Genomic DNA, 16,317 nt, shown 5'->3' with positions numbered 1-16,317 from the left:
GCTGGCCAGTAACAAAGGCTTTCAGCCGTAGAGCAAACCACCCGTTCACACGGGTGGTTTTGATTGTAATAATCTTGCCCTTTCGCAAATGTAAACAAATCCAACTTCTCATCCCTCACCTCCAAGAAAGAGGCGCCGGCGTTTGCCTTAAGGATGAGAGAGATAAATGAATATGGTATGATGATATAGGAAGAATTGTTACCTTAGCCGAATGTATTGGGGTGGGCTTGTGAAAAGTACGAAGCATGTAACGGAAACAGCCATTTTATTAGTGCTATATATGGTTTTATTTACGATTGTTTACTTTATTCCATTCTTAGGAATATTTTTTGTATGGGTTCTCCCGCTGCCCTTTATTATGAATGCGGTAAGAAATGGCAGGAATGCGACAATTTATATGTTTGTGATCGCACTTGTGCTGTCACTTCTTTTCAGCCTGCCTGCAGTTCTGATCACATTGATGTTTGCGAGTGTAGGTGTGATTGTTGGTGAAGTTTACCGGAGAAAGGGTGCTGCTTTTCACATTTTGCTTGCTGGAACGCTTACATTTATTGTAAACTTTCTCCTCCTATACGTTCTTGTTGTCGTATTCTTAGGCATTGATCCGATCACAGAATTGGTTAGTGGCATGAAAGATACGATAAAGCAAATGCAGCAGCTTTCACCAGAGCAATTTGCAGGAAATGAGAAACTGCTTGCCGCTTTTTTTAAACAGCTCGACCTTCTAACATACATCGTGCCAAGCATGCTGCTTATTTCTGCGTTTATTTTTGCTTTAATTACGCAGCTAATCGCAAATTTATTTTTAAAAAGGTTCAATTTCGAAATACAAGCATGGAAACCATTTCATGAATGGTCGCTTCCAAAAAGTTTGCTTTTTTATTATTTAATCGTTTTATTTTTAGTATTGATTGGTTTGGAAGAGGGCTCTACACTCTATGTGATTGTAATGAATCTGCAGCTTTTACTCGAAATTGCAATGATCTTGCAGGGCTTTACGGTTATTTTTGCCTTTAGTAAAATAAAAGGATGGTCATTAGCGATCCCTATTGTTATCGTCGTCGGCTCTTTTTTACTTACTATTCCTCTACAATTCGTGAAATTGCTAGGAATTATTGATTTGGGAATCGATTTAAGAAGCCGAATGAAATCGTAGGCAGGAGGAGAAAGCATGCCAAAGTTTTTAATGACTAAATATAACAGTTATCAATTGTTAGCCTTCATTGCAATTTCAATTGTTTTTGTAATAGTGATTAGTTTTTACAATTTAGCTTTAGGTTTGATTGCTTTTGTTTTCGTTGCTCTCCTTACGTGGTATGCTGTTCGAAAAGAAATCCTCTTCCGCAAAGAATTGCTGGAATATATTGCAACACTCTCCCACCGGGTAAAAAAAGTCGGTGATGAAGCGTTGATGGAAATTCCAATCGGGATCATTTTATATGACGATGAATTTCGTGTGGAGTGGATGAATACGTATGCGGCAACATGTTTTGAAGACGGTGTTCTCGTTGGAAATACGTTAAACCATATTTCAACAGAATTAATCCCGCTTATTAATAAAAAGGATGCTGAGCGTGAAGAAATTGAGTTAAATAAACGCATTTATGAAGTTCATATGAAACGAAATGAGCGGCTTCTTTACTTTTTTGATGTCACTGAAGAGAGAGAGTTAAAGAAACGCTACCAAGAGGAACAAATTGTTTTTGCGATCGTTTATCTTGATAACTATGATGAATTGACACAAGGGATGGATGATACGGCCAGAAGCAATATTAATAGCCAAGTGACGGATTTATTAAATCGATGGGCTGTCGATCATGGGGTTTACTTAAAACGAAGCTCGTCTGAAAAGTTTTTTGCTGTTTTTAACGAACGGACATTGTCGAGCTTAGAGAAAACGAAATTTTCTTTGCTTGATGAAGTTCGTGAATTTACATCCAAGCTAAACGTTCCGATTACATTAAGTATTGGCGTCGGGTGCGGAACAGCGGATTTTCAAGAGCTTGGACAGCTTGCACAGTCAGGGCTTGATCTTGCGCTTGGAAGAGGCGGGGATCAAGTGGCAATTAAGCAAATGAACGGAAAAGTTAAGTTTTACGGCGGGAAAACGAATCCAATCGAAAAAAGAACGCGTGTCCGGGCAAGAGTCATTTCACATGCGTTAAGGGAGCTAGTGTTGGATAGCGATAAAGTTCTAATTATGGGACACAAACGGCCTGATATGGATGCAATTGGGGCGGCAATTGGCATTTTGAAAGTTGCCCAAGCAAATGAAAAAGAAGGCTACATTATTTTTGATAAAAATGAAAAAAACATTGGCATCGAAAAGCTGATGGAAAAAGTTAAAGAAGATAATTCGCTTTGGAGCCGTTTTATTCAGCCTGAAGAAGCGTTGGAAATGTTAACTTCCAGGACACTTCTCGTTGTTGTGGATACACATAAACCTTCTCTCGTTATCGAAGAGAAACTTATTAATCGAATTGATCGTGTCGTTGTCATTGATCACCACCGCCGCGGAGAAGACTTTATCTCCGAACCTGTTCTTGTTTATATGGAGCCCTATGCTTCATCTACGTCTGAACTCGTGACAGAGCTGTTTGAATACCAGCCAAAGCGTTTAAAATTGAACATGCTTGAATCAACCGCGCTACTTGCAGGAATTACGGTCGATACGAAAAACTTTACACTAAGAACAGGATCGCGCACATTTGATGCGGCATCCTATTTACGATCAAGGGGAGCGGACACCATTCTTGTCCAGAAATTTTTAAGTGAAGATTTGCAGCAGTTCATTCAACGATCAAAAATTATTGAAAAAGCCGAAATATACCGTAATGGCATTGTCATTGCGAAAGGTGAGCCGGATAAAACGTACGATCAAGTGTTGATTGCCCAAACGGCGGATACGCTCCTGTCGATTAACAATGTCGCCGCTTCTTTCGTTATTTCAAAGCGAACCGACGGGAAGATTAGCATAAGTGCGCGTTCGCTTGGTGACGTCAATGTTCAAGTAATTATGGAGGCTTTGAATGGCGGCGGCCATCTGACAAATGCAGCGGCACAGCTTGAAGGCGGAACAATGGAAGAAGCCGAAGGGCAGTTAAAACAAATTATAGACGATTATTTTCAAGAGATTGAAGGGGGAGACGACCAATGAAAGTCATATTTATAAAAGATGTAAAAGGCAGAGGGAAAGCAGGCGAAGTGAAGAACGTGGCAGACGGTTACGCCCGCAACTACTTGCTACCAAATAACCTTGCAGTTGAAGCGACAAAAGGCAATATCCAATCGTTAAAAGCGAAGCAACGAAGTGAGGAAAGAAAAGCGGAAGAAGAAAAACAGGAAGCTGAACAGTTAAAAGCATTGCTAGAAAAAACGACAGTTGAATTAAAAGCCAAGACAGGAGAAGGCGGCCGCTTATTTGGTTCGATTACAAGCAAGCAAATCGCTGATGAACTGAAAAAACAAAAAATTAATATTGATAAACGCAAAATTGACTTGGCGGAACCAATCCGTTCCCTCGGATACACAAATGTACCGGTTAAAGTCCATCCAGAAGTGACCGCTGTGATTAAAGTCCATGTTGCCGAAAAGTAGAATGAGGGTGAAGGCGTAAAATGAGTGACTTATTCGCAGATCGAATTCCACCACACAGCATAGAAGCCGAACAGGCCGTTTTAGGTGCTGTCTTTCTTGAACCGGAAGCCTTAATCAAAGCGGGAGAAATCCTCATCCCGGAAGATTTCTACAGACCGCAGCACCAACGGATTTTCAGGGCGATGATTGATCTCTCAGAACGTGGAGAGCCAGTGGATCTAGTGACAGTAACAACAGAACTTCAGAACAAGAAACTTCTTGAAGAAATCGGCGGCGTTTCTTATTTAAGCGATTTGGCCGGATCAGTGCCAACCGCTGCGAACATTGAATATTACAGCCATATGATTGAAGAGAAATCGCTGCTCAGAAGATTAATCCGGACTGCAACCGATATTGCGGCTGACGGCTATGCAAGTGAAGAAGAAGTTGAAAAGATTTTAGATGAAGCCGAAAAAAGCATTCTTGAAGTAGCAAACAGGAAAAATACAGGCGCATTTTTATCCATTAAAGACATCCTTGTAAAGGCGTATGACAACATCGAAATGCTTCACAACCGAAAAGATGACATTACAGGGATCCCGACAGGCTTCATTGAACTCGATCGCATGACAGCAGGCTTTCAAAGAAATGACTTTATCATCGTGGCCGCAAGGCCTTCTGTCGGTAAGACAGCATTTGCCTTAAACATTTCCCAAAATGTCGCGACAAAAACGGATGAAAATGTTGCGATTTTCAGCCTCGAAATGGGCGCGGAGCAGCTTGTCATGCGGATGCTCTGCGCAGAAGGAAATATCGATTCCCAACGGTTAAGGACAGGTAAACTGACCCCGGACGATTGGGAAAAGCTAACAATGGCGATGGGAAGCTTATCAAATGCCGGCATTTATATTGATGACACTCCCGGCATTCGGGTGAGCGACATTCGGGCAAAATGCCGCCGCCTCAAACAGGAAAAAGGCCTCGGGCTTGTGATGATTGATTACTTGCAGCTTATCCAGGGAAGCAGCGGTCGAGGCGGAGAAAACAGGCAGCAGGAAGTGTCTGAAATTTCTCGTTCTCTCAAAGCACTGGCGCGTGAACTTGAAGTTCCTGTCATTGCCCTTTCACAGCTATCCCGCGGCGTCGAATCACGCCAAGACAAACGCCCGATGATGTCAGATATTCGTGAAAGCGGCTGTTTATCATACGAAACGCTTATAACGAGAGCTGATACCGGCGAACAACTAGAAATAGGTTCCCTAGTAGGAGAAACAAATATCCCAGTATTAAGTATGAATGAAGAATTGAAATTGGAAGTTTCATATATAAGTAAAGTCTTTAGCAGTGGTTATAAACAGTTATTTGAATTAAAAACAGCGAGTGGAAGAGTTATAAAAGCCTCAGCTAATCACCCTTTTTATACTTTAGACGGTTGGAAAGCAGTGGAACATCTCCAAATTGGAGAGAAGATTGCTGTTGCTAAAGATAAAAAAGTTGATTGGAATGTGATTGTTTCAATAACTCCCTTAGGAGTTGAAGAGGTTTTTGATGCAACGGTACCAGGCAACCATAACTTTCTAGCAAATGATTTCATCGTTCATAACAGCATTGAGCAAGATGCGGATATTGTGGCATTCTTGTACCGTGACGATTACTACGATAAAGAATCGGAAAATCAGAACATGATTGAAATTATTATTTCGAAGCAGCGGAACGGCCCGACAGGAACCGTCGAGCTTGCATTTATAAAAGAATACAATAAATTCGTAAACTTGGATCGCCGGCATGATGAAAGTGACATACCTCCCGGAGCTTAATAATTTATTAAACAAGACGAGCTTCCCCGCTCGTTTTTGTTAACAAGTTTTTATAATAAATGACGAACAAAATCTTAACTATTGCTATTAATGTTCGTTATTCAATTGACTTTGTTTTTTTAAATTGGTACACTTATTTTGGTTTTGAATTGCATTGATGGAGGTATGTGCTATGTCATCTGTCGTAGTTGTCGGTACGCAGTGGGGAGACGAAGGAAAGGGAAAAATTACTGATTACTTGTCAGAAAATGCAGAGGTCGTTGCTCGTTATCAAGGTGGAAATAATGCGGGACACACGATTGTGTTTAATAACAAAAAGTATAAGTTGCACTTAATTCCATCAGGGATTTTTTATGAAGACAAAATCTGCGTCATCGGAAATGGCATGGTCATCGATCCGAAAGCGCTTGTAGAAGAATTGAGCTATTTGCATAACGAAAATGTAAACACAGACAATTTAAAAATCAGCAACCGTGCCCATGTGATTTTGCCTTATCATATCAAGCTTGACCTGCTTGAAGAGGAGCGAAAAGGCGTAAATAAAATTGGCACAACAGGCAAAGGAATTGGCCCTGCGTATATGGACAAAGCGGCAAGGATAGGCATTCGAATTGCCGATTTGCTTGATAAAGAGGTTTTCAAGGAAAAACTTTCAATCAATCTTAATGAAAAAAACCGCCAGTTTGAAAGGCTTTATGAAACAGAAGGTTTTAAACTTGATGATATACTTGATGAATATTACGAATACGGACAACAATTTGCAAAGTATGTTGTTGACACATCAGTCGTTTTAAACGATGCACTTGATGAAGGGCGCCGCGTTTTATTTGAAGGGGCGCAAGGTGTCATGCTTGATATTGATCAAGGGACATACCCATTTGTTACATCATCAAATCCGATTGCTGGTGGCGTAACGATTGGATCAGGTGTCGGTCCATCTAAAATTAATCATGTGATCGGTGTCGCAAAAGCATATACATCACGCGTTGGCGATGGGCCATTCCCTACAGAACTTACAAATGAAATTGGCAACCAGATTCGTGAAGTCGGAAACGAATACGGAACAACGACAGGGCGCCCGCGCCGTGTCGGCTGGTTTGACAGCGTTGTTGTCCGCCATGCCCGCCGTGTGAGCGGCATAACTGATTTGTCGCTTAATTCCATTGATGTATTAACAGGGATTGAGACGTTGAAAATTTGTGTGGCTTATGAACACAATGGTAAACGCATTGACGAATTTCCGGCAAGCTTAAAAATTCTCGGGGAATGCAAGCCGGTTTACGAAGAACTTCCAGGCTGGACGGAAGACATTACAGGCTGCAAAACATTAGGGGAGCTTCCTGCCAATGCGCGCCATTATATTGAGAGAGTGTCCCAACTAACGGAAATTCCTTTATCTGTTTTTTCTGTTGGTCCTGACCGTACGCAAACAAACATGATTCGTGGCGTATTCGCCTAAGGAAATAAAACGCTGTATGATTTTTTCTGCAGCGTTTTTCTTATGCGAAGTGATTGAATTATTAGAAATTTTTTGTAGGTTGCGATAGAATGATAAAGAGGCTTTAACCAAACATGGGGGTGTTGTGATGAGTAAGAAGAATAGACAAGTTTTGCTTGCAAAAAGGCCGAAAGGATTGCCTGACGATTCAACGTTTCAATTTGTGGAAACAGACATTCCGGAGCCGGGGGAAGGGGAAGTTCTCGTTCGCACGCTCTATTTATCCGTTGACCCGTACATGCGCGGCAGAATGAGCGATGCCAAGTCTTATGCTGAACCTTTTAAAGTTGGCGAACCATTGACCGGCGGAGTGGTTGGAGAAGTTGTGAAATCAAACGCAAAGAACCTTTCTGAAGGGGATATCGTCACCGCACGCCTTGATTGGGCTGACTATTCCGTAGCCAAAGAAGAATATTTAAGAAAAGTCGATCCGGACGCGGCGCCGATTACGACAGCGCTTTATGTCACGGGTATGCCGGGATTGACGGCATATTTCGGGCTTTTGGATATTGGGAAACCGAAGGAAGGCGAAACCGTCGTCGTCTCGGGAGCAGCAGGCGCAGTAGGCAGTGTCGTTGGACAGATTGCCAAATTGAAAGGCTGCCGTGTCGTTGGGATCGCCGGTTCAGAAGACAAAATCAATTATTTAAAAGATGAACTTGGCTTTGATGCCGTCATCAACTATAAAACGACGGAAAATATCCGTGAAGAGCTGAAAGCGGCTTGTCCGGATGGCATTGATGTCTATTTTGATAACGTCGGCGGTGAAATAACTGACGCGGTTATCTCGCTTTTGAATTTCCACGCGCGCGTGGCAATATGCGGACAAATCGCCCATTACAATGACACTGAAATTGAAATGGGGCCGCGCTTCCTTCCGTACGTATTAAAGCATAGCATTTTAATTAAAGGCTTTATCGTAAGTGATTACGCGGATAGAGAGGAAGAAGGCATGAACGCTTTGGCCCAGTGGTTAAAAGAAGGAAAAATCAAATATAAAGAGAACATTATTGAAGGACTTGAAAATGCCCCTGATGCATTTCTCGGTTTGTTTCGCGGCGACAATCTCGGAAAACAGCTCGTAAAAGTTAGCAACTAAAATAATAGAATTCAATATGTCTTCATCAACCCGCTTCTGTAGGCGGGTTTTTGGTATTTTTTTGAAAAACTGAACAACGGATACGCTTTATGGTAAAATAGACGAGATATAGATAACAAATAAAAACGATCTTTTTACGATAGATATTCAGCTTTGAGCGTCTACAGAAAAGGGGTTAGAAACAATGGAAAAGAAGATTCTTGTTGTTGAGGATGAAAAGCCAATTGCTGATATACTCCAATTCAATCTTGAAAAAGAAGGCTACCAAGTCTCCGTTGCCCATGACGGAGAAGAGGCGTTAGAAAAAGTAGAGAAAGATCCACCGGATCTCTTGCTTCTCGATCTGATGCTGCCGAAAAAAGATGGCATGGAAGTGTGCCGTGAAGTCCGGAAAACACACTATATGCCGATTATTATGCTGACAGCAAAGGACTCAGAAATTGACAAAGTGCTAGGCCTTGAACTTGGTGCAGATGACTATGTGACGAAACCGTTCAGCACAAGAGAATTAATTGCAAGGGTAAAAGCAAATATTCGCAGGCATAACCGCGATGACAACCAATCCGAGACAGAAACAAAAGACTTGGCAATTGGTTCCATTGTCATTCATCCGAACGCCTATCAAGTCACAAAAAATGGGGAAGAGCTTGAATTGACCCATCGTGAATTTGAATTATTATATTATCTGGCGAGACATATTGGACAAGTGATGACACGCGAACATTTGCTGCAAACTGTATGGGGCTACGATTATTTTGGTGATGTTCGCACCGTCGATGTCACCGTTAGGCGTTTAAGAGAAAAAGTTGAGGACAATCCAAGCCATCCAGCATGGATTATTACAAGGCGTGGAGTTGGCTATTATTTGCGCAATCCCGATCAGGAGTAGAATGAAGCATGGCCAAAATGCCTTTTTTCAAATCAATCCATTTAAAATTTGCACTGATGTACGTACTGCTTATCGTTGTCGCCATTCAAATCATTAGCGTTTACTTCATTCAGCAAATTGAAGACCGCTTTAAAACAAGCTTCAAAAATTCAATTAATGACCGCATTGAGCTTCTCGTATACAATATCGCAGATGAACTAAATAAAGAGTCTGAGAATGATCCTTTTGAAACACGTGCGAACATAGAGGCGCTAGTATCCAACTTTCCGTCCGTCAATATTTCTGTTCGTGAAATCCAAGTGATTGACAGAGATGGAGAAGTCATCGTAACGAAAGGAAACGTCGGTTCGGGCGGTGAACGTACGAATGATGCACGTGTAAAGCAAGCATTGCTTGGTTCGCGTGATGATGATATTTTAAGAGATCCTTCTAATGGCGACCGTATTTACGTTTTAGCGATGCCAATCATCTTAGATGACAAAGAAACAGTAGAAGGTGCAATCTACGTCGAAGCTTCAATGGAAGAGGTTTATCAACAGTTAAACGAAATTAACACAACGCTCGTTACAGCAACGGTTATCGCTCTTATCATTACCGCCTTTTTGGGAATTATCCTAGCTAAAACAATCACGAGGCCAATGTTGGATATGCGGAGCCATGCGCTCATAATGGCACGCGGCGATTTCACTAGAAAAGTTAAAGTTTACGGTGACGACGAAATTGGCCAGCTCGCTTCTGCATTTAATGATCTTACAAGAAAGCTCCAAGAAGCGAACGCGATTACAGAAGGCGAACGAAAAAAATTGAGTTCCATTTTATCGTTTATGACAGACGGCGTTGTCGCGACAGACAGCGAAGGTATGATTATCCTTATGAACGACCGTGCAGAACAATTGCTTAACATTTCCAGACAAAACGTGCTTGGCACATCCATCTTAAAATTGTTGCGGCTTTCTGATCAAATGACGTGGGACGAGCTATATAACAGCCCAGAGTCGCTTTTGCTTGACTTTAGCGATGAGGAAGAAACGTATATTCTTCGCTCAAGCCATTCCTTTATCCAAAAAGAAGACGGCTCAATTAACGGTTTAATTGCTGTCCTGCATGACATTACAGAACAGGAGCAAATTGAACAGGAGCGGCGGGAATTCGTCGTCAACGTGTCGCATGAACTTAGAACGCCGCTGACAACATTAAAGAGCTACATTGAAGCATTGCAGGAAGGCGCATGGGAAGATAAAGAGATTGCGCCTAGGTTCCTGAAAGTCGTCGGCGATGAAACCGACCGTATGATACGGCTTGTCAATGACTTGCTGCAACTTTCTAAAATGGATAAGAAAGAATACAACTTCAACCTAGAAGAATTTGACTTCATTGATTATTTTCACAGCGTTATCGATCGTTTCGAAATGTCAAAACCGGAAGGCATCCGTTTCGTAAGGCACCTGCAAAATGCTTCGGCTTACGTAAACATTGACAAAGATAAAATAACACAAGTCATTGATAATATTATTTCAAATGCGATGAAATATTCACCGGAAGGCGGTACGATTACATGTCGCTGCTGGATACAAAGCAAGAAGCTTCGCGTCAGCATATCTGATGAAGGTGTCGGCATTCCAAAAGCGAACATCTCGAGAATTTTCGAGCGCTTTTACCGGGTAGACCGCGCCCGTACACGCCAGCTCGGGGGAACAGGGCTTGGGCTTGCGATTGCAAAAGACATGATCCATGCCCATGGCGGCGACATTTGGGCTGAAAGCGAATGGGGAAAAGGAACGACGATTTATTTCACCCTTCCTTTTAGAAATGCATCGGAGGCTGACTATAGATGACATTTGAAAAGTTTAAGACCATCACATTAAATGTTCTTGTGTTGCTAAGCCTCTTACTAACGTATAAAATGTGGACATTTCAGCCGAATTATGAGCAGCTTGGCAACTTGGAAACGATAGAAAAAGTAACGCTGGGCTCCGAAAGGCCGTTAAGCGAAGTCGTTTTGCCAATCCATGTTCTTTATCACAACGATGGAAAACATATGGGCGCCTACAATGAAAATGATTATCATTCAGTTTATGAACTTTTTCTCGATGGGGAATACCGCGGACTTGACGTCCATTCTCTTAATCTCAAACGATTAAACAACATCATTGAAAGAGAGAAAAGTATAGAATTTGTATTTCCAGATGGCTTTCCGATGGAAATTTTCAACCAATTGCTAGATTTCGAAGATCCGGACAAGAGTCTCACCGATGTGGAACGAGTCGTCATTTTTGAACAATTGGAAAACAATCGCATTCAAACGTATGCTTGGTTCATTTCTTTTGATGGGAAAAACTATTTAGAGGCACAAGTAACAAACCAAACGTTTGGAGCTTACGAAGACCTTTATAATCAACAAAAAAATACATTTTTAGAAGTAGAGCCAATGGACGTAAATCCCAATCGGCCGAAATTCTATTTTCCAGTAAAAGCAATTGAGACAAATAAGTTTCAAGCATACCCGTCGCCAATATCAGAACCTGATCTTACAAAAGCGCTGTTTCAAGATTCAAATGTCGTTCGGGCAAGCAACTTTGAAGAGGGAGTTCGTTCTTATACGGATGGAAATCGTGAGCTGAAGCTGTATGTCAATTCCAATTATTTGACGTATATTAATCCTTCAAGAAGGGGAGAGCGGTTCATGACACAAGATTCGCCTCTTTTACAGGCCTATCGCTTTGTGAACCAACACGGAGGATTCATGGATCCGCACATGCTGGCAAACATCAATAAGTACCCTGATCAAAAAACCGAGATTGATTTTCAGCTTCTATTCAACGGATACCCAGCTTTTGATGCGCGCGTTGCCGAGCTTGAAGTCGTATGGCAAGACGATGAAGTTTTTGAATATAAGCGCTCGATGGAAACCATTTCAGATTCTGTTGTTTATGAAGAACCAGATCCGATGAATCTCTTGTCAGCCAGTGAGCTGGAAACCTTTTTTAAAGAATCGGAGTTGTATAATGTCAATGACATTGAAAATGTAACGCTAGGCTATACAATCAATGAATATGATGGCTATGTTGTTTTCACGCCAAACTGGTACGTTCACTATCAAGGCAAATGGGAAGTGCTTTTAAAAGAAGACAGTCAGTAAAGGGGGAGGAAGTGCGTGGATTGGAGCAGAACGAAAACGATTTTTATCATAACATTTCTCGTGCTTGACCTCTTTCTCGGCTTTCAACTGTACCAAAAACAAACCGAAAATCAATTTGATTATATCTCTGAGTCTTTTCTTAAAATTGAAGACAAGCTGCAAAGCATGAACATACGGTATCGTGAACTGCCTGAGGTTCCGAAAAAGCTTGTTCACATTATTGGACAGACTCACACATTTACAAATGAAGAAATTTCAAAACTGAAAAAAGACGGGGTAACGATTGAAAGAACCGATGGAGACAAAAAGCTTCGTGTTACATATGACGAACCTCAGTCTTTGAACGTTGAAGGGGGCGATTTGGCAAACATATTGCCGCCTTACACCCTTTTCAGTGAGGATTATATTTATTCAGACTATTTAACTTCTGAAGGCAAAGAACTTGTTTTTGTCCAGACATATGATGACAGGTGGATTTATCAGAAAGAGGGCAATGCTAACGGACAAATCACTGTTCAACTTGATAAAGATGGGAAAATGATAAGCTTCGTGCAAACATATCTGGATACGAATGAACAAGGCGAAGAGCAGGAGATTTTAACGGCGATTAAAGCGATTGATCAGCTATTAATCAACAACAAATTAAAAAATGACGATAAAATTAGCTTTATTGAACTTGGCTACTACAGTCTCGTAGAAGGCGATGTCCAAGTGTTGGCGCCAACATGGCTCATTGAAGTAAATAAAGAGAGGCATTATTATGTAAATGCCGTAAACGGGCTGATTGATGATCCAAATCGAGATCCACTGCCTAAAGATGCTGGGGAGGACACTACATGAGTTTACAATTCAGCGTATTGGCGAGCGGGAGCTCTGGGAATGCCATATACGTCGCAACAGAAAAACAAAAGCTTTTAATTGATGCTGGGTTAAGCGGGAGAAAACTCGAACATCTATTTAAAAAAATTGACTGCTGTCCAGAAGACTTGGACGGCATTCTTGTGACACACGAACATAGTGATCACATTAAAGGACTGGGCGTGTTTGCCAGGCGTTACAAACTGCCAATTTATGCGAATAAAAAAACGTGGACGGCAATGGAGGATGTCATTGGAGAGATCGCGCTCGAACAAAAATTTGAATTTCCTGTGGAAGCCGTTAAAACGTTCGGAGATTTAGATGTTGAATCATTCGGCGTCTCCCATGACGCTGCAGAACCGATGTTTTTTACTTTTCACCATAACGGAAAAAAGCTAACACTTGCGACAGATATGGGCTATGTCAGCGATCGAATAAAAGGCGTCATCAAAGACTCCGATATGTTTATCTTTGAATCAAACCATGATGTAAACATGCTTATGATGGGCAGATATCCGTGGAACGTCAAACGAAGAATATTGAGCGATCATGGCCATGTTTCGAACGAAGATGCGGCACATGCCCTAGCTGACGTGATTGGCTCAAAAACAACCCGAATCTATTTGGCGCATTTAAGCAGAGATAACAATATGAAAGACCTTGCACGATTATCTGTACAGCAAATACTCGAAGAAAGAGGTTTCACGATTGGTGCGGGGTTGGAGCTTTATGATACTGATCCAAGTATTCCGACAAAGCTTGCAGCCGTATAAAGCGAGACTTATCAGGGGATTAGCGTCCGTTATCCCCCACTTAGACCTCTTCGATTCCCCGAAGCCTTGAAGTGGGAGTCTTACGGACGGCTGCGGCATGATAAAGAAACGCGTTTACCTTTCAAGCAATGGGGGAAAAAAATAGAGTGATTGTGAAAAAGTATGAAAAATCTTCCATATTGTTAATGGAATGTGAATCCTTTTCTATAATGAAAGTATAAGTGCGTGTTCAAAAGGAGGACAACGAGAGGCAAGAAGGTCGAGGAAGCGTAGCTCTGAGCACCGCAACGTATGTTTGTAGGATACGTGAGGAGCGTAAGAGCAAGCTGACGAAGAGATTCGCAGCCTATCGTTCCCGGAGTTTTTGAACATCCTCTATAATAAAAAATTTCCCAAATTGGCATACTGATAGAGAAGTGAAAGGTAAGGTGACCGCTGTGGGCTATTATAACGATGAAAACAGACAAGAGAGAAGCCAAAAGAGAAGAGGCTCTTTCTTGCCAGGACTCATTGGCGCAATCATTGGGGCCTTTATCATGCTTATCGCTGCACCTCAGCTTGTAGATATGGGACTTTTCTCAAACGATGGAGAGCAAGACGTGGTGCAAGATAACGAAGACAACGCCAATGGAACAAAATCAAATGTAAGCGTCGACGTTCAGTCTGACATTACGAAAGCTGTCTCACACGTAAGTAATGCTGTTGTCGGCGTCATCAACCTCCAACAAACAAACTTCTGGGATAGCCAACGAAGAGAAGTAGGCGCTGGTTCAGGTGTTATTTACAAAAAAGCAGGCGGCAGTGCCTTTATTGTAACGAATAACCACGTCGTGGAAGGGGCTAGTGACATTGAAGTGACCCTAAGCAATGAAGAACGCATCTCTGCTAAGCTAGTTGGTACCGATCCACTTATGGATTTAGCCGTTCTAGAAATTGACAGCTCCAAAGTGACGGAAATTGCCGAATTTGGAAGCTCAGCCAATTTAAAACTAGGCGAACCAGCCATCGCCATCGGAAACCCGCTAGGCTTCCTTCAAGGTACGGTAACAGCAGGAATTATTAGTAACGTTGAACGCACCATCCCCGTTGACCTTGATGGCGACAAACAGCCAGACTGGAACGCAGAAGTCATTCAAACTGATGCATCCATCAACCCGGGAAACAGCGGAGGCGCATTGATCAATATTGCAGGCCAAGTCATCGGCATCAACTCAAGCAAGATTGCACAGGAAGCCGTTGAAGGAATTGGTTTCGCCATCCCAATTGATATCGCAAAGCCAATCATTGACGACCTTGAAAAGTATGGTGAAGTGAAACGGCCATACCTTGGTGCCCAGCTTCAGGACTTAACTGAAATTCCGAATTACCATGTCAAAGAAACACTGAAGCTTCCTTCAGATATTGAAGAAGGTGTCGTTGTTATGGGTGTTATGCCAAACTCTCCGGCAAAACGCGCAGGCATAAAAGAACTTGATGTCATTACCCAAATTGATGGAAACGACATTAAAAACGTCCTCGAACTGAGAAAGTTTTTATACAACAAGAAAAAAATCGGAGATAGTGTAAAAATCACATTTTATCGCGATGGTAAGAAAAGTGAAATGGACGTCAAACTGACGGAGCAACAAACATACTGATCTGGGGGTCAGATGCCTGATGCCAGATAGCAAATTGGAAAGGACAGGTCATAAAGCCTGTTCTTTTTCACTTTGAAAGGAGATATTTTTTTGATTTATTGCTGTGAAGAACATGTGGATGTAGCACTTGATACCATCGTATATGAGGAAGAAACATTTCCAATTCTGGAAAAAATAGAAAATACCCACAGCCTATCCACAACCTGTGAATATTGCAAAAACCCCGCGGTATATCTAGTAACGAACGAACGCTCCCATACATAATGTGGACAAGAAATGTGCATATGTGGATAACTATTGTTAGCAACTTGTATAAAAAGGTGGGATAACTTGTGAACATCACGATCATCGCCGTCGGAAAACTAAAAGAAAAATACTTGCAACAAGCCGTCGCCGAATATTCAAAACGCATCTCAAGCTACGCTAAGCTTACTATCATGGAAATTCCAGACGAAAAAGCGCCTGAACATTTAAGCAAGACCGAAGAGGAAAGTGTAAAACGCGCAGAAGGCGAACGCATCCTTGCAAAAGTTCCCGCTGATGCTTACGTCATCGCACTTGCCATCGAAGGAAAGAATCCATCGTCCGAGCAATTCGCTGCAAATCTTGAAAAGCTTGCAACGTACGGCAACAGCAAGCTTGTTTTCATAATTGGGGGATCGTTAGGATTAAGCGACAACGTTTTGAAGCGTGCGAATGAATTGCTTTCCTTTTCTAAGATGACGTTCCCTCATCAGTTGATGAGGGTGGTTTTGTTGGAGCAGGTGTATCGGGCGTTTCGGATTATGAGGGGGGAACCGTATCACAAATAGGTAATAGTTAGGTTTAAAATATAACCCTTTCAGGAAAAGAGGGGTTTTTCGTTCACTTTATGTAGGCTTGGATCAGTATGATCCAAGTCTCTATTTGGAATGTGAGCAATAAAGTATTAGATTTATTTGTAAATAAGGGCTATAAAAGTAAGGAGGCTGGGACATAACTAGCCAAAAGTAGTAAATAAAAAGGTTCCAAGCAAATCAAAAGTTTGCTTG

The 16,317-nt window shown here is 41.8% G+C and carries 14 protein-coding genes; all 14 read left to right on the top strand.

Going from position 1 to position 16,317, the window contains the following annotated elements; genetic code table 11:
- Positions 1 to 229: 229 nt before the first annotated feature.
- The 14 genes from DCC39_RS17395 (at position 230) to rlmH (ending at position 16,098) form a co-directional block, all read left to right on the top strand.
- A complete protein-coding gene (locus tag DCC39_RS17395; protein WP_165820924.1) occupies positions 230 to 1,156 on the top strand; it encodes a YybS family protein in 927 nt (308 codons plus the stop codon).
- Positions 1,157 to 1,171: 15 nt separating this feature from the next.
- Positions 1,172 to 3,157 carry a DHH family phosphoesterase gene (locus tag DCC39_RS17390; RefSeq protein WP_116556163.1) on the top strand — a complete coding sequence of 662 codons (1,986 nt, stop codon included), beginning with the start codon at positions 1,172 to 1,174 and terminating at the stop codon, positions 3,155 to 3,157.
- Positions 3,154 to 3,597, top strand: a complete 444-nt coding sequence (gene rplI / locus DCC39_RS17385) for a 50S ribosomal protein L9 (RefSeq protein WP_116556162.1) — start codon at positions 3,154 to 3,156, stop codon at positions 3,595 to 3,597. Before DCC39_RS17390 ends, rplI begins: the two co-directional genes overlap by 4 nt.
- A 20-nt stretch (positions 3,598 to 3,617) precedes the next feature.
- Complete coding sequence (gene dnaB, locus DCC39_RS17380) at positions 3,618 to 5,393, top strand: replicative DNA helicase (RefSeq protein ID WP_116556161.1); 1,776 nt, start codon at positions 3,618 to 3,620, stop codon at positions 5,391 to 5,393.
- A 172-nt stretch (positions 5,394 to 5,565) separates the two neighbouring features.
- On the top strand, positions 5,566 to 6,852 hold the full coding sequence (locus DCC39_RS17375) for an adenylosuccinate synthase (protein WP_116556160.1): 1,287 nt from the start codon (positions 5,566 to 5,568) through the stop codon (positions 6,850 to 6,852).
- A gap of 127 nt (positions 6,853 to 6,979) precedes the next feature.
- Complete coding sequence (locus DCC39_RS17370; protein ID WP_116556159.1) at positions 6,980 to 7,990, top strand: NADP-dependent oxidoreductase; 1,011 nt, start codon at positions 6,980 to 6,982, stop codon at positions 7,988 to 7,990.
- Positions 7,991 to 8,174: 184 nt separating this feature from the next.
- On the top strand, positions 8,175 to 8,879 hold the full coding sequence (gene yycF / locus DCC39_RS17365; RefSeq protein WP_116556158.1) for a response regulator YycF: 705 nt from the start codon (positions 8,175 to 8,177) through the stop codon (positions 8,877 to 8,879).
- Positions 8,880 to 8,887: 8 nt separating this feature from the next.
- The gene (walK, locus tag DCC39_RS17360; protein ID WP_116556157.1) at positions 8,888 to 10,714 is read left to right on the top strand and encodes a cell wall metabolism sensor histidine kinase WalK; all 1,827 of its coding nucleotides are present in this window, start codon (positions 8,888 to 8,890) and stop codon (positions 10,712 to 10,714) included.
- On the top strand, positions 10,711 to 12,018 hold the full coding sequence (locus DCC39_RS17355) for a YycH family regulatory protein (RefSeq protein ID WP_116556156.1): 1,308 nt from the start codon (positions 10,711 to 10,713) through the stop codon (positions 12,016 to 12,018). Before walK ends, DCC39_RS17355 begins: the two co-directional genes overlap by 4 nt.
- Positions 12,019 to 12,033: 15 nt before the next feature.
- Entirely contained in the window at positions 12,034 to 12,858 is an 825-nt protein-coding gene (locus DCC39_RS17350; RefSeq protein ID WP_116556155.1) for a two-component system regulatory protein YycI, read from the top strand.
- A complete protein-coding gene (locus DCC39_RS17345; RefSeq protein ID WP_116556154.1) occupies positions 12,855 to 13,649 on the top strand; it encodes an MBL fold metallo-hydrolase in 795 nt (264 codons plus the stop codon). Before DCC39_RS17350 ends, DCC39_RS17345 begins: the two co-directional genes overlap by 4 nt.
- A gap of 437 nt (positions 13,650 to 14,086) precedes the next feature.
- A complete protein-coding gene (locus tag DCC39_RS17340) occupies positions 14,087 to 15,286 on the top strand; it encodes a S1C family serine protease (protein ID WP_116556153.1) in 1,200 nt (399 codons plus the stop codon).
- A gap of 90 nt (positions 15,287 to 15,376) precedes the next feature.
- The gene (locus DCC39_RS17335) at positions 15,377 to 15,550 is read left to right on the top strand and encodes a CxxH/CxxC protein (RefSeq protein WP_116556152.1); all 174 of its coding nucleotides are present in this window, start codon (positions 15,377 to 15,379) and stop codon (positions 15,548 to 15,550) included.
- 68 nt (positions 15,551 to 15,618) lie between these two features.
- Positions 15,619 to 16,098 carry a 23S rRNA (pseudouridine(1915)-N(3))-methyltransferase RlmH gene (rlmH, locus tag DCC39_RS17330; RefSeq protein WP_116556151.1) on the top strand — a complete coding sequence of 160 codons (480 nt, stop codon included), beginning with the start codon at positions 15,619 to 15,621 and terminating at the stop codon, positions 16,096 to 16,098.
- The last annotated feature ends 219 nt before the right edge of the window (positions 16,099 to 16,317 follow it).

Source organism: Pueribacillus theae (genome assembly GCF_003097615.1).
Taxonomy (GTDB): Bacteria; Bacillota; Bacilli; order Bacillales; family UBA6769; genus Pueribacillus; species Pueribacillus theae.
This window is presented reverse-complemented; position numbering and strand designations above follow the sequence as displayed.